The sequence below is a fragment of the Kocuria atrinae genome (genome assembly GCF_039531425.1).
Taxonomy (GTDB): domain Bacteria; phylum Actinomycetota; class Actinomycetes; order Actinomycetales; family Micrococcaceae; genus Kocuria; species Kocuria atrinae.
In genome coordinates this window covers 218,977-232,451 of the sequence record NZ_BAAAQA010000002.1, presented here as the reverse complement: position 1 = coordinate 232,451, position 13,475 = coordinate 218,977, and the positions used below count along the sequence as shown (strand labels likewise).

Sequence of the window (13,475 nt, the reverse complement as noted above, 5' to 3'; positions counted from 1 at the left end):
ATTCCCAACAACCTCCCCTCAACCCCCAGGCCGGGCCGCCCGAAGGGCGCCGCACGTTCACTTTGGGCGCCGTGGGTTCCCGTTCCGCGGCCCAGTCCGTGACGCAGCCCCCGCAGCAAGTGGGTGACGCACGAGAGGCGGCCGAAGCGGCGTCGTCGGATTCGTTCTACGCGCAGGTGGGCGGACACGAGACGTTCACCAAGCTCACCCGGGAGTTCTATCAGCGCGTGGCCCAGGATGAGGATTTCAAGGCCATGTATCCCGAAGAGGATCTGGGGCCGGCCGAACGCCGCCTGCGGATGTTCTTGGAGCAGTACTGGGGCGGGCCCACCACCTATTCGGAGGAACGCGGGCATCCGCGGCTGCGCATGCGACACGCGCCGTTCCCCGTGGACACGTGGGCGCGCGAAACATGGCTCAAGCACATGCGCGCCGCCATGGACACCCTGGAGCTGTCCCCGCTGCACGACGGCATTATGTGGGATTACTTCGACCGTGCGGCTCACGCCATGGTGAACCGGCCGGGCTGACCGGCGCTGGTCGAGCTACGCAGAACAACAAGACGGCAGGGCTGGTGCACGCACCGGCCCTGCCGTCTTGTCCGAGAAGCTCTTTAGCGTTGGCCGTTCTTGACCACCACGTGACCGGCCTCTGTCGAGAGCCTCAGCCACTGCCCGGATTGTTCGGCCGCCACGGCAACCTCGAATTCCGAGGGCGGGATGAAACCGAGCACGTCCAGTCCGAAGGCCGCACCGTCCGGGATATCAGGGACTTCCATGGGTCCCCATCCGGAACTGGCACCCCAGATCTCCGAGCGCACCTTGGACACAATGGCGGCCCCGGAATCGGTGGGAACGGCGTCCGCGACTTTCTGGACACCGGCGCGGGCGACATCGCGCACGTGATGTGCGGAAACGACGCCGCGCTTGGTCCAGCCTCCGCGCGGGGCCACCATCCCGGCCCACGGCGCTGCAACTTCCTGCGGCGGCGCACTGATGTGAACCGGTTCGCTCTTGAGCGCGGGATCGGACAATGAAAACCGCGCCAGCCGGTCGAGAATGGCTGACGCCGGGACCGTGAGATCAATGTCCGTGGGATGAGCCAGGGACACCGCCCGCAACCCGAGCACCACGGGTGAGGGATCCAAGATGTTCGTTGGGTAGATCACCGGGACCCAGGTTGCCAGAGCATGGCCGAATCCCTGCAGTCGTACGGCCGCGTTCGCGTCGAGGCTGCGGGCGCGGCTGAGCAGCGTGGCCAGGTCAGAGGCTTCCTCGGGACCGGCCAGTGAAATGCCGGGGGTCTGTGCGCCCCCAGGGTGTGTCATCGTTCGTCGAGCTCCTTGACCTCGTCTGCCAGAGCATCCAAGAGTGCCTTGTGATCGTCCGACAGTTTTTGACTCTTGCCCGTGTCCGGGTCCATCAAGACCATCACGGATTCCCCCTCCGCGTAAACAGATGAGCCGTCCTCTTCTTGCAAGCGGTAGGAAATCGTGAAGGAGGATCCGCCCACCCGGGAGATCCAGGTGCGCACGTACACGGGTTCGTGTCGGTAGAACAGCTGTTCCTTGTAGTCGATGTTCTGGTGGACCACCACGGTGCGGGTGTCACCGATGGATTCGCGGAACGTGGTGTCCTCCGGGATGCCGTGGTCCGCGTCCGCCTTGATGGGGGAAGAAGTCAGGCGCACGCGGGCGTCCTCGAAGAAGCGGACCATGATCACGTTGTTGATGTGACCGTAGGCGTCCATGTCTGAGAATCGCATTTGAATGGGGATGCTTACGGAAGTCATGTCCCCCATCAGATCACATCCGGCCCAGCACTAGAGTGGAGTTCATGAGTGTTGATCCCCAGAAGGAACCCGTGAAAGCCCTGCTCCAGATGCTGGACCTGGCCGACGGTGGAGGGGCCAGAACCCTCGAGGATATTTTCGTCGGTCAGACGATCACGAGCATGCGTAACCGGGTGTACGGCGGGCAGGTGCTGGCCCAAGCCGCCATGGCGGCGATGCGTACGGTGCCGGAGGAACGGGCCATCCATTCGTTGCACGCCTACTTCTTGCGCCCCGGTGACGTGAATTTCTCCATCACTTTCGGGGTCGAGCGCGTTCGCGACGGGCGTTCGTTTTCTGCACGGCGCATCCACGCCTATCAGGACGGCAAAACCATTCTGTCGATGATCGCTTCCTTCCAGTCCAGGGCGGACGGGTTGGACCACCAGGACGAAATGCCGGAGAACGTGCCGGATCCCGAGTCCCTCCCCACGCTGCGCGACCTGCTGGGCAGTATTGATCTTCCGGAAGCGCGAGCCACCGCGTTCGAGCGGCCCTTCGACATGCGCTACGTGACCGAACCGCTCTTCCTTCCGTGGCGCGGCACCAATGAGGCGTACAACGCCGTGTGGATCAAGGCCCTGGCCCCGTTGCCCGACGACCCTCTCATCCATCGTGCGGCCCTGGCCTATGCCTCCGACTACACGATGCTCGAGCCCGTGCTGCGACGCCACGGCAAATCCTGGGTCGAACCAGGCCTCAACGTGGCATCCCTGGATCACGCCATGTGGTGGCACCGCGACGCCCGCGCGGACGAGTGGATCCTCTACGTCCAGGCCTCCCCCAGCGCATCCTCGGCGCGCGGTTTGGGTGTCGGTCGAATGTTCACTCAGGACGGCACATTGATCGCCACGACCGCTCAGGAGGGCATGATGCGCCTGCCCGAGTTCCAGTCGGACTAGCGACCACATAAACCACGACGCCGCCCCGGGACCTTTCGTGCGAAAGGTCCCGGGGCGGCATCGTCGAACTCGTGTTTGCCCTTAGTCGCGGGTGAGACGACGGTGGGTGAGGCGACGGGGGCGTGCGGCCTCGGCGCCGAGACGCTCCACCTTGTTCTCCTCGTAGGCTTCGAAGTTGCCCTCGAACCAGTACCAGTTGTCCGGGTTCTCCTCGGTGCCTTCCCAGGCGAGGATGTGGGTGGCCACGCGGTCCAGGAACCAACGATCGTGAGAGACCACCACGGCGCAGCCGGGGAATTCCAGCAGGGCGTTCTCCAGCGAACCGAGAGTTTCAACGTCCAGATCGTTAGTGGGCTCATCCAGCAGCAACAAGTTGCCACCCTGCTTGAGGGTCAGTGCCAGGTTGAGACGGTTGCGCTCACCACCGGAGAGCACACCAGCCTTCTTCTGCTGATCCGGTCCCTTGAAACCGAAGGCGGAGACGTACGCGCGGGACGGCATTTCGACCTTGCCCACGTTGATGTAGTCCAGACCCTCGGAGACGACCTCCCACAGGGTCTTTTCCGGGTCCAAGTTCGCGCGGTTCTGGTCCACGTAGGAGATCTTGACCGAATCGCCGATCTTGAGTTCGCCGCCGTCGAGCGGTTCGAGACCCACGATGGTCTTGAACAGCGTGGACTTACCCACACCGTTAGGACCGATCACACCCACGATGCCGTTACGGGGCAGCGAGAAGGACAGATCCTTGATGAGCGAACGGTCGCCGAAGCCCTTCTGCAACTTGTCGGCCTCGATGACCAGGTTGCCCAGGCGAGGGCCCGGGGGAATCTGGATTTCCTCGAAGTCCAACTTGCGGGTCTTCTCGGCTTCCGACGCCATTTCCTCATAGCGAGCCAGACGCGCCTTCGACTTGGACTGACGGCCTTTGGCGTTGGAACGAACCCAATCGAGTTCTTCCTTGAGACGCTTTGCCTGCTTGGCGTCCTTCTTGCCCTGGACCTCCATGCGCTTGGCCTTGGTATCCAGGTAGGTGGAGTAGTTGCCCTCGTAGGGGTACAGGCGGCCGCGGTCGACCTCACAGATCCACTCGGCCACGTGGTCGAGGAAGTACCGGTCGTGAGTCACGGCCAGAACAGCGCCGTGGTAGGCGGCCAGGTGCTGCTCGAGCCACAGCACGGACTCGGCGTCCAGGTGGTTAGTGGGCTCATCGAGGAGCAACAGATCGGGCTTCTGCAGCAGCAGCTTGCACAGCGCGACACGACGACGCTCACCACCGGAGAGAACCTTGACGTCCGTCTCGGGCGGCGGGCAACGCAGCGCATCCATGGCCTGCTCGAGCTGGGAGTCGAGGTCCCACGCGTTCGCGGCGTCGATCTCTTCCTGGAGCTTGCCCATTTCTTCCATGAGCGCGTCGAAGTCCGCATCGGGCTCGGCCATTTCGGCGGAGATCTCGTTGAAGCGATCGAGCTTGCCCTTGATCTCGCCAACGCCTTCTTCGACGTTGCCCAGAACGGTCTTCTCTTCGTTCAACGGCGGTTCCTGCAGCAGGATGCCCACGGAGTAACCGGGGCTCAGCCGGGCCTCGCCGTTGGAGGGCTGGTCGATGCCAGCCATGATCTTCAGGATGGTCGACTTACCGGCACCGTTAGGACCCACAACGCCGATCTTGGCGCCGGGGTAGAACGACATGGTGACATCGTCCAGAATGACTTTGTCGCCCACTTTCTTGCGGGCTTTGGACATGGTGTAAATGAATTCCGCCATACCCTCCAGGCTACCGCGCCCACGTGCCTCTTCGAGCCATGTTCAGCTCCCAGCACGCAGCTCCCCCGCCGACGCCGCTCGGTTGCGTTACCGGGGTCACACAGGGACCCCGGTAACGCGCGGTGGGACATTGTGATCGATGGGTTCTCAGTCGCTGCCCACCCCCACGGGAGTGCGATCCCCGGACTCTGAATCCTCATCGGCGTTCTCGTTCACGTCCATTCCCCGGGTCAGGTGGCTCAACGGGGTGAACGTGTCATCGGGATCAGATGCGATGATCTCCCCGTGACCGTGCTCGTCCAGTCGCTCGTGCTCCTGCAGACCGCCGATCTTGTTCCCGCTTTCCGCTGGCTCTGCGGATTCCTCACTGCCACCCTGAGCATTGAGCGGACGCTGTCCTTGCCCGCCCGTCCGGGAGAAGTTGGCCGTGCCGAAGTTGAGGTCGTGGCCGATGGCCGTGGCATCCACTTGAACCGTGGTGCGCGGGCCGTTGTCAGACATCCACTCCTGGATTTGAAGCTTGCCGGTCACGATGACCGGCTGTCCGCAGCGCACGCTGTTCATCACGTGCATGGCCAATCCACGGAAGCACCGTACGGAATACCAATTGGTGCTGATATCCACCCAGGTGTTCTTGTCCGCGTCGAAACGACGCGTGGTGGTGGCGAGACGGAAGCGCGCGGCAACGGTGCCGTCGTCAAACAGGTGGGATTCGGGATCTTTGCCAACGAATCCTCGGAGGGTGATGTGCTCGGGCATGGGATGCTCCTTCGTGTGAGCCATCCCCGCAACTCATGAAACGGCGAGGACGGAACCGGTGCCCCGAAATCCAGGGGTGCCTCAACCGTGCCCCTCGTCACGGACACTCGATCCAGCACATCCGCCAGATGTGGATGAGTGACACGGTGGAGCTCTTGGCCAGCGCCTGTGCAGTGACAGCGCCGTGGCCGAGGCTCCGGGCCAGTTCCCGGTCACACCCCGACATGACCCGCGCGGTCCTCAGACGTGAGGCACCTGCTCAACCGTTGCTACACTGTATTGGCGCTTCATGCGCTCCGCCTCGGTAGCTCAGTGGATAGAGCAGGAGCCTTCTAATCTCTTGGTCGGGGGTTCGATTCCCTCTCGGGGCACCAAAAAATCCTGCGGTTACATCTGAGGGGCCGTTGGAACCCCTCCCACTCGGGAAAAGGGTTCCAACGGCCCCTCAGTCGCTGCAGTCGGTCCTAACGGCCCCAGCGTGCGTTATACCTACGTTGCTTAGGTGCCCAGCTACTTACTGCAACTCCTAGTGTCCGTAGAACACCCGCTCGAACACGGTGCGCGATTGCCGGGTGATCCGCAGGTAATCCTCTTCCAGCTGTGACGCCGAACCTGGTTCGTAGCCGATCCACCGGGCCACGGCTTCCAGGTCCACGCGGCGCGAGGGCACGGAGTCGGAGGACCGGCCCGAGCGCAACACGTTGCCGTTTCGAATGGCCGTTGCCAGAGTCCACGCGCTCTTGAGTACTTGGGCGTCCTGGGGTGCCAGCAGATCGGCCTCGACCGCAGCTTCCAGTGCAGCCAGGGTGGACGTGGTGCGCAAACCCTCGGCCTCGTGACCGTGCTGCAGTTGCAGCAACTGCACCAGCCATTCCACATCCGAGAGTCCACCGCGGCCAAGTTTCAGCTGGCGGTTGGGATCGGCACCGCGCGGCATCCGTTCGCTCTCCACGCGCGCCTTCATTCGGCGCACGTCAATGAGCTGACGATCACTGAAATCGGCGGGATACCGATAGCGATCGAACACCCGAACCAGAGCCGTGGCCACGTCCTCGTTGCCAGCCATGTGTCGAGCACGAGTGAGCGCTTGGAACTCCCAGGTCTGGCCCCAGCGGTCGTAGTACTGCGCGAAGGATTCCACCGAACGGGCCATGGGACCTTGCTTGCCTTCCGGCCTCAGATCGTTGTCGATCTCCAGCGTGCGCTCCGCAATGATGGGCGGCTTGCACGGCATCTTGAGCAGTTGCACCATGCGCGCGAAGATCTTCTCGGCCTGGGAGCGTGCGTCGCTGGCCTCGGCTCCGTCACGCGGCTCGAAGGCGTACATCACGTCCGCGTCAGATCCGTAACCGATTTCCCGACCACCCTGCCGCCCCATGGCCACGACCATGACGTCCGCCAGCGCCTCGTTGTCATCACCGTCGCAGAATTCTCGCTGGGCAATGTACAGAGCCCCCATCACCGTGGCCTGGTCCACGTTGGACAGCCCTGTCACGACCGATTCGACCGAAGCCAACCCGCTCGTGTCGGCGAGCGCGATCCGTAGCTGCTCGCGGCGTCGTATCTGGCGGATCGCACGGATGGCTTCTTCCGGCTCGGGGTGCCGTTGCAGCTGGGTGCGCATTTCCTTGGCCAGTTCATCCAGGGCGCGCGGGCGGAGCTGTGGATCATCGCCCAGCCAGGCGATGGCCTGGGGGGAGGTCTCCAGCAGGTCCGAAACATACCGGGAGCTGGACAGGATCTGGCACAATCGCTCGGCCGCCGCGTTCGAGTCCCGTAGCAACCGCAGAAACCACGGGGTGCTGCCCATGGCCTCGGAGATCTTCCGGAAGTTGAGTAGACCGGCATCCGGGTCCACGCCCTGGGCGATCCAGTCCAACAGCACCGGAAGCAGAGTGCGCAGAATTTCCGCTCGCCGGCTCACCCCGCGCGACAGCGTCTCGATGTGCCGCATGGCCGCCTTGGTGTCCTGATAGCCCAGTGCCGCCAGCCGGTCGAGCGCAGATTCTGTGGTGAGCGTCGTATCCGTGGGCGCATTGGCCAGTGCAGCCAACATCGGACGGTAGAAGATCCGCTCGTGCATGGTGCGCACGGTGCGCTTGATCTTGGTCCAGTCCTCCGTGAGCGCCTTGCCCGTGGGGTGACGGGTCTCCCCCGCGCCAGCCACGGAACGTGCCACCACGGACAACTCTCGCTCGTCGCGAGGCATGAGGTGGGTGCGGCGCATTCGGAACAATTGGATGCGGTGCTCGAGCAAACGCAGCCACCGATAATTACGGTGGAACTCTTCGCCGTCACTGCGCGAGGTGTACCCGCCCGCGGCCAGGGCGACCAGCGAATCAGTGGTGGCCTTGGTACGCACCGTTTCGTCACTGCGTCCGTGCACGAGCTGCAGCAACTGCACCGTGAACTCGACATCGCGCAGCCCACCCGGGCCCAGTTTGATCTGGCGGTCCCGATCCGCTTCGGGAATATTATCCGTGACCCTACGCCGCATGGCCTGGACTGATTCCACGAATCCTTCGCGCTCCGCCGAAGACCACACGAACGGAGCGATGGCCTCCTCGTAGCGCTCGCCCAGTTCCTTGTCACCGGCGATCGCACGTGCCTTGAGCAGCGCCTGGAACTCCCACGATTTTGCCCACCGCTTGTAATAACGCACGTGGGAATCCAGAGTGCGGACGAGTGGGCCGTCCTTGCCCTCCGGCCTCAAGTTGGCATCCACTTCCCACAGTGCCGGCTCCGTACCGGACGTCATGATGGCGTGGGCCATCCCGGTGGCCAAGTTCGTGGCAATCTCGGTGGCCAGCTGCTCGTCCGGCACTTCACCCTGGTCCGCGGCCTTGACGTCGACGACGTACACGACGTCAACGTCGGAAATATAGTTCAGCTCGCGGGCGCCACATTTGCCCATCCCGATCACGGCCAAACGCACCTGATTCACGAGCGCCTGATCCCATTGTTCGTTGGCCTCGGCACGTGCCACGGCCAGCCCGGCTTCCACCGCGGCCCCGGCCAGATCGGCGAGTTGACGGCCCACCGACGGCATGTATTCGACGGGGTCCAGGGCGCCGACGTCGCGGATGGCCACCTTGGTGATGCCCCGCCGGTAAGCAACCCGCAGCGCCTTGTAGGCGTCCGCGCCGGTCACGGTGGCGGTAGGAATCTCCGATGCGGGGTCTGCCCCGACTGATTCGAGCAGAGCGTCACGGAAAACGTCCGCGTTGTCGTGACCGGGTTTGTCCTGGGGTTCGATGTCCAGCAGATCCAGATTCTCAGGGGCCCGCAGCAAGAATTCACCGAGGGCTTCGGAGGCACCCAACAATCGAAACATAGTTTCTGACTTCTGAGGATCGCCATTGACCCGGTCTGTGATCTTCGGATGATGTTCGATCAAACGCACGATCAACTGCAACGCTGCGTCCGGGGATGCCGCGTGGGACAGACCGTCGAGCAGCAACTCAAGATCGACATCATCGAGCTCACGGAACCCCAGCCAGCGCCTGGCATTGGTGACATCCGCGAATCCGATGGAGATCAGCCGCTTTCCGGAAATCTTTTCCGCGCGCTCCTTGGCAGTACCTCCCGTGGTCCCCATATCCCCCACGCCTACAGGATCCCCAGATTGGTGCGCAGCTCATAGGGGCTGACTTCCACCCGGTAGTTGTCCCAATCGCGGCGCTTGTTCCTCAGGAAGGAGTCGAAGACCTGTTCGCCGAGCAACTCCGCCATGAACTCCGATTCCTCGGTCTGGCGAATGGCCTCGTGCAGGCTTGTGGGGAGCGGCTGGTGCCCCACTGCACGGCGTTCGGCGCTGGACATTGCGAAGACATCGTCCATCTCGACCGGCGGCAGCTCGTATTCGTTCTCAACGCCCTTGAGGCCCGCTCCCAACAGGGCCGCATAGGAGAGGTACGGGTTGGTGGCCGAGTCGATACCCCGGTACTCGATGCGTGAGGACTGCACCTTGTCCGGCTTGTACAGCGGCACCCGCACCAGTGCGGAGCGGTTGTTGTGACCCCAGGACATGTAGGACGGCGCTTCGTCGCCGGCCCAGAGCCGCTTGTACGAGTTCACGAACTGATTGGTCACGGACGTGAACTCGGGTGCGTGCCTCAGCAGGCCGGCGATGAAGTGTCGGCCGGTCTTGGACAACCTGAATTCCGAACCCGCCTCGTAGAACGCGTTGGTGTCACCTTCGAACAACGAGAAATGGGTGTGCATGCCCGACCCAGGCTGGCGGGAAAACGGCTTGGGCATGAACGTCGCATAAATCCCCTGCGACAGCGCCACTTCTTTGACAATGGTTCGGAACGTCATGATGTTGTCCGCCGTCTGCAGCGCGTCCGCGTAGCGCAGGTCGATCTCATTCTGGCCCGGGCCCGCCTCGTGGTGGGAGAACTCGACGGAGATTCCCACGGCCTCGAGCATGCTCACGGCGGTGCGGCGGAAGTCCTGAACCACGCCGCCCGGGACGTGATCGAAGTAGCCCTCGTAATCCACGGGAGTGGGCTCACCGGTCTGGGGGTCCAGCTCCGAGGACCGCAGCAGGTAGAACTCGATCTCGGGCGCGGTGTAGCACGTGAATCCCATGTCCGCGGCCTTGTTCAGAACCCTGCGGAGCACTCCTCGCGGATCGGAAGCGGACGGCTCGCCGTCCGGTGTCTTGAGGTCGCAGAACATGCGGGACGTGGGCTCGTCGTCGCCGCGCCACGGCAGCAGCTGGAACGTGGAGGGGTCCGGCTGGAGCAGCATGTCCGATTCATAGACGCGCGAGAGCCCTTCGATGGATGAACCGTCGAAGCCGAGTCCCTCGTCGAAAGCGGATTCGACCTCTGCGGGCGCCAGAGCTACGGACTTGAGCGTTCCCACGACATCCGTGAACCACAGACGCACGAATCGCACGTCACGATCCTCAATGGTTCGCAAAACGAATTCTTGCTGCCGATCCATGTGGGGCCACCTCGTGTGTCTCGTCCGTGTTTCGGTTGTGCTCGCGACCCGGTGACGTCTCCGTCACAGGTGAGCCGCTACCCCAACTCTAACGGCAGGTCCCCACACGCAGACGCGACGAGCGGGATCCCCGCAAGCGCGGCGTCGTCGGCGGTACCCTGGAGAAATGACCGCTACGCCCCAGTCAGACCAGGCCGCCAAGACCCCCTCGCTCAGCGACGTGACCCGCGTGCGCACGGTGCATTTGCAGCGAGCCAAGGCGCAGGGTGAGAAATTCGCCATGCTCACCAGCTACGACTCCTTGACGGCCGCTATTTTCGACGGCGCCGGCGTGGACGTCTTGCTCGTGGGCGACTCCGCCGGAAACAACGTGTTGGGTTACGGAACCACCATCCCGGTCACCCTCGACCACATGATTCCCCTGGCCGCAGCGGTGGCCCGCTCGGCACAACGTGCCCTGGTGGTCGTGGACCTGCCGTTCGGCAGCTACGAGGAATCCCCCGAACAGGCCGTGCGTTCCGCGGTGCGCGTCATGAAGGAAACCGGCGCCCATGCCGTCAAACTCGAGGCCGGCGAGGAGCTGGCCGACCACGTTGCCGCCGTGGTGCGCGCGGGCATCCCCGTGATGGGGCACGTGGGGTTCACCCCGCAGTCAGAGCACGCGCTGGGCGGCTACCGGGTCCAGGGCAAGGGCGACGCCGCCGCCAAACTGGTTGCCGATGCCCAGGCTGTGCAGGCAGCCGGGGCCTTCGCCGTGGTCCTGGAAATGGTCTCCGCGGATGCCGCCGAGGAGGTCGAGGAGATTCTCTCGATTCCCACCGTAGGAATCGGTGCTGGCAACGTCACCACCGGTCAGGTGCTTGTGTGGCAAGACATGTTGGGTCTGCGAACCGGGCGGATGCCCCGGTTCGTCAAGCAGTACGCGCAGCTGTCCGAAACTATTGGTGACGCAGTGGGCAGCTATGTGTCCGACGTGAAATCGGGGCAGTTCCCGGCCGAAGAGCACAGCTTCCGCGGCTGAATCCACCACCCGCGATCAGATATGCGAAGGGCCCGGACGGAAGATCCGGGCCCTTCGCATGAGACAGGTTCAGTCACCCCTGTAGGCAGCGTCCTCGTCGTCCCAGCGTTTGGTGTTCTCCGCCGCAGTCTTGAGCGCGCGCGAGGCCTCTTCACGAGTTGCGTACGGACCCATGAGCTGGCGGTAGTCGTCCTTGGGACCCTCTTCCACTTGCTTGGTGTACAGGTTGTACCAGTACTCAGCCATGTCATTGCCTCACTCTCACGGCGCTACGCGCCCTTCGACGGTTCAGTCCACGGAGCGTGAAGCCCCTGGACTGCTGCTCGGCTCTGCTCCGAGCGTCTAAGGATTAGGCTAGTGCCAAGACCCGCGCAGTGCTGGCATAGGGACCTGCACCTGCGCATCGTTTCAACCCGTTGGAGGCAACGACCCACCGTGACATCGCACAACCTGGCCCCAGCTCCCGGATCCACCGCTCCCGTCGGGGACCTCAAACCGGGAATTATCGGACCTTCCCGCACGGTTCCCGCATCGATCACCCGCCCCGAATACGTGGGCCGCGCGGATGCCAATGAAGGCAACGACTCGAACATGTACACCGCGGAGGAAATCGAGCTGGTACGCGAGGCCGGTCGCATTGCGGCTCGCGCTCTTGAACTGGCCGGTGCCGCCGCTCAGCCCGGTGTGACCACCGATGAGCTGGACCGCATTGCACACGAGTACATGTGCGATCACGGTGCTTACCCCTCGTGCTTGGACTACCGCGGATTCCGCAAGTCCATCTGCACCTCCATCAACGAGGTCATCTGCCACGGCATCCCGGATTCCACCGTGCTCGAGGACGGGGACATTGTGAACCTGGACGTCACCGCGTACAAGAACGGTATGCACGGTGACACCAACGCGACCTTCCTGGTGGGCAACGTGGACGAAGACTCCCGCCTGCTGGTCGAGCGCACCCGCGAGGCCACCAACCGCGCCATCAAGGCGGTCCGCCCGGGGCGGGAGATCAACGTGATCGGGAGGGTCATCGAGAAGTACGCCAAGCGCTTCAACTACGGCGTGGTCCGCGACTTCACCGGCCACGGCGTGGGCCGCGAGTTCCACTCGGGTCTGATCATCCCCCATTACGACGCCGCCCCCTCCTACAACACGGAGATGCGGCCGGGCATGATCTTCACGATCGAACCCATGCTGACCCTGGGCTCGATCGCGTGGGACCAGTGGGACGACGACTGGACCATCACCACCTCTGACAAGCGCCGCACCGCTCAGTTCGAGCACACCATGGTCGTGACCGAGGACGGCGTGGACGTCCTCACCCTGCGGTAAACTGACCGCACACCTGGGGCGTGGAACATGCCCCTGCCCACCTGGTTTCACCGTGAACCGAGAGGACCGTTCATGAGCCCCACCAACGCATCGCAGGCCCCGTCAACACTGGGTATCGGTATCGACATCGGCGGTACCGGCACCAAGGGTGGGATCGTCGATCTCAGTACCGGGGAACTCGTGGGAGAGCGGTTCCGGATCCCCACCCCCAAACCGGCGACCCCCGAGGCCGTGGCAGACGTGGTCAAGCAGATCGTTGCCGAACTGCAGTCCCGCCCGGGCGCTCCGGCCCCGGACTCACACGTGGGCATCGTGTTTCCCGCCATCATCAAGGACGGCGTGGCGCTCTCCGCCGCGAACGTGGACAAGTCGTGGATCGGCACGGACGTGGATGCTCTCATGACCGAGACTCTCGGGCGCGAGGTCGAAGCCCTCAACGACGCCGACGGCGCCGGGCTCGCCGAAGCCTATTACGGTGCCGGCCGCGACAAGACCGGTCTGGTCATGGTCATCACCCTGGGCACCGGAATCGGATCCGCCATGATCCTCAACGGCCAATTAGTTCCCAACGCTGAGCTGGGTCACCTGGAGATCGACGGCCACGATGCCGAAACCAAGGCCTCGGCAGCCGCGCGCGAACGTGAGGACCTGCCGTGGAAGAAGTGGGCCAAGAAGCGTCTGCAGCGCTACTTCTCGCACGTGGAATTCCTGTTCTCCCCGTCCCTGTTCATCATTGGCGGTGGCGTGTCCAAGAACTCGGAGAAGTTCGTGCCGTATCTGGAGCTGAAGACGCCCGTGGAGATCGCCAAATTGCGCAATAACGCCGGCATCGTGGGCGCCGCACTGTGGGCTCAGCAGAGCCGCGAGTCCCAGGTTGCCAAGACGATGATCGATCCGGACAAGAAAAAGTAACT

Annotated in this window: 12 protein-coding genes and 1 tRNA gene; 6 read left to right on the top strand and 7 right to left on the bottom strand. The window is 63.6% G+C overall.

Features of this window, described 5'->3' with window-relative positions:
- Positions 1–119: 119 nt before the first annotated feature.
- Entirely contained in the window at positions 120–530 is a 411-nt protein-coding gene (locus ABD283_RS01675) for a globin (protein WP_344223371.1), read from the top strand.
- 83 nt (positions 531–613) lie between these two features.
- Here ABD283_RS01675 and ABD283_RS01670 read toward each other — a convergent pair whose 3' ends face one another.
- Positions 614–1,327: a DUF8185 domain-containing protein gene (locus ABD283_RS01670; RefSeq protein ID WP_344223324.1), complete on the bottom strand. Its 714-nt coding sequence runs from the start codon at positions 1,325–1,327 to the stop codon at positions 614–616.
- A complete protein-coding gene (locus tag ABD283_RS01665; RefSeq protein WP_344223323.1) occupies positions 1,324–1,764 on the bottom strand; it encodes an acyl-CoA thioesterase in 441 nt (146 codons plus the stop codon). Before ABD283_RS01665 ends, ABD283_RS01670 begins: the two co-directional genes overlap by 4 nt.
- A 71-nt stretch (positions 1,765–1,835) precedes the next feature.
- Between ABD283_RS01665 and ABD283_RS01660 the strand changes: the two genes are divergently transcribed.
- Positions 1,836–2,732, top strand: a complete 897-nt coding sequence (locus ABD283_RS01660) for an acyl-CoA thioesterase (protein ID WP_344223322.1) — start codon at positions 1,836–1,838, stop codon at positions 2,730–2,732.
- 81 nt (positions 2,733–2,813) lie between these two features.
- On the opposite strand, the gene ettA is transcribed toward ABD283_RS01660, so the two are convergent.
- Both ettA and ABD283_RS01650 read right to left on the bottom strand, forming a co-directional pair.
- On the bottom strand, positions 2,814–4,496 hold the full coding sequence (gene ettA, locus ABD283_RS01655; protein ID WP_344223321.1) for an energy-dependent translational throttle protein EttA: 1,683 nt from the start codon (positions 4,494–4,496) through the stop codon (positions 2,814–2,816).
- 147 nt (positions 4,497–4,643) lie between these two features.
- Positions 4,644–5,255, bottom strand: a complete 612-nt coding sequence (locus ABD283_RS01650) for a single-stranded DNA-binding protein (protein WP_344223320.1) — start codon at positions 5,253–5,255, stop codon at positions 4,644–4,646.
- 298 nt (positions 5,256–5,553) lie between these two features.
- Here ABD283_RS01650 and ABD283_RS01645 point away from each other — a divergent pair.
- Positions 5,554–5,629 (top strand) — tRNA-Arg (locus tag ABD283_RS01645).
- A 152-nt stretch (positions 5,630–5,781) separates the two neighbouring features.
- Here ABD283_RS01645 and ABD283_RS01640 read toward each other — a convergent pair.
- Positions 5,782–8,853, bottom strand: a complete 3,072-nt coding sequence (locus tag ABD283_RS01640; protein WP_344223370.1) for a bifunctional [glutamine synthetase] adenylyltransferase/[glutamine synthetase]-adenylyl-L-tyrosine phosphorylase — start codon at positions 8,851–8,853, stop codon at positions 5,782–5,784.
- Positions 8,854–8,864: 11 nt separating this feature from the next.
- Entirely contained in the window at positions 8,865–10,208 is a 1,344-nt protein-coding gene (gene glnA / locus ABD283_RS01635) for a type I glutamate--ammonia ligase (protein ID WP_344223319.1), read from the bottom strand.
- Between the two features lie 166 nt (positions 10,209–10,374).
- On the opposite strand from glnA, the gene panB reads away from it, so the two are divergent.
- Positions 10,375–11,229 carry a 3-methyl-2-oxobutanoate hydroxymethyltransferase gene (gene panB, locus ABD283_RS01630; RefSeq protein WP_344223318.1) on the top strand — a complete coding sequence of 285 codons (855 nt, stop codon included), beginning with the start codon at positions 10,375–10,377 and terminating at the stop codon, positions 11,227–11,229.
- A 69-nt stretch (positions 11,230–11,298) separates the two neighbouring features.
- On the opposite strand, the gene ABD283_RS01625 is transcribed toward panB, so the two are convergent.
- Positions 11,299–11,475, bottom strand: a complete 177-nt coding sequence (locus tag ABD283_RS01625; RefSeq protein ID WP_344223317.1) for an SPOR domain-containing protein — start codon at positions 11,473–11,475, stop codon at positions 11,299–11,301.
- 189 nt (positions 11,476–11,664) lie between these two features.
- Between ABD283_RS01625 and map the strand changes: the two genes are divergently transcribed.
- Together map and ppgK are read left to right on the top strand one after the other, a co-directional pair.
- The gene (gene map, locus ABD283_RS01620) at positions 11,665–12,561 is read left to right on the top strand and encodes a type I methionyl aminopeptidase (protein ID WP_344223316.1); all 897 of its coding nucleotides are present in this window, start codon (positions 11,665–11,667) and stop codon (positions 12,559–12,561) included.
- A 72-nt stretch (positions 12,562–12,633) separates the two neighbouring features.
- Positions 12,634–13,473 (top strand): polyphosphate--glucose phosphotransferase, encoded by an 840-nt coding sequence (gene ppgK / locus ABD283_RS01615; protein WP_344223315.1) that lies wholly within the window; start codon positions 12,634–12,636, stop codon positions 13,471–13,473.
- Positions 13,474–13,475 lie beyond the last annotated feature (2 nt).

What these genes read in the sequence shown, in the direction of transcription:
- ABD283_RS01670 (WP_344223324.1), bottom strand. Translation starts at nt 1,327, where the DNA reads ATGACACACCCTGGGGGCGCACAGACCCCCGGCATTTCACTGGCCGGT.
- ABD283_RS01665 (WP_344223323.1), bottom strand. Translation starts at nt 1,764, where the DNA reads ATGCGATTCTCAGACATGGACGCCTACGGTCACATCAACAACGTGATC.
- ABD283_RS01650 (WP_344223320.1), bottom strand. Translation starts at nt 5,255, where the DNA reads ATGCCCGAGCACATCACCCTCCGAGGATTCGTTGGCAAAGATCCCGAA.
- glnA (WP_344223319.1), bottom strand. Translation starts at nt 10,208, where the DNA reads ATGGATCGGCAGCAAGAATTCGTTTTGCGAACCATTGAGGATCGTGAC.
- ppgK (WP_344223315.1), top strand. Translation starts at nt 12,634, where the DNA reads ATGAGCCCCACCAACGCATCGCAGGCCCCGTCAACACTGGGTATCGGT.
- ABD283_RS01660 (WP_344223322.1), top strand. Translation starts at nt 1,836, where the DNA reads ATGAGTGTTGATCCCCAGAAGGAACCCGTGAAAGCCCTGCTCCAGATG.
- panB (WP_344223318.1), top strand. Translation starts at nt 10,375, where the DNA reads ATGACCGCTACGCCCCAGTCAGACCAGGCCGCCAAGACCCCCTCGCTC.
- ABD283_RS01640 (WP_344223370.1), bottom strand. Translation starts at nt 8,853, where the DNA reads ATGGGGACCACGGGAGGTACTGCCAAGGAGCGCGCGGAAAAGATTTCC.
- ettA (WP_344223321.1), bottom strand. Translation starts at nt 4,496, where the DNA reads ATGGCGGAATTCATTTACACCATGTCCAAAGCCCGCAAGAAAGTGGGC.
- ABD283_RS01625 (WP_344223317.1), bottom strand. Translation starts at nt 11,475, where the DNA reads ATGGCTGAGTACTGGTACAACCTGTACACCAAGCAAGTGGAAGAGGGT.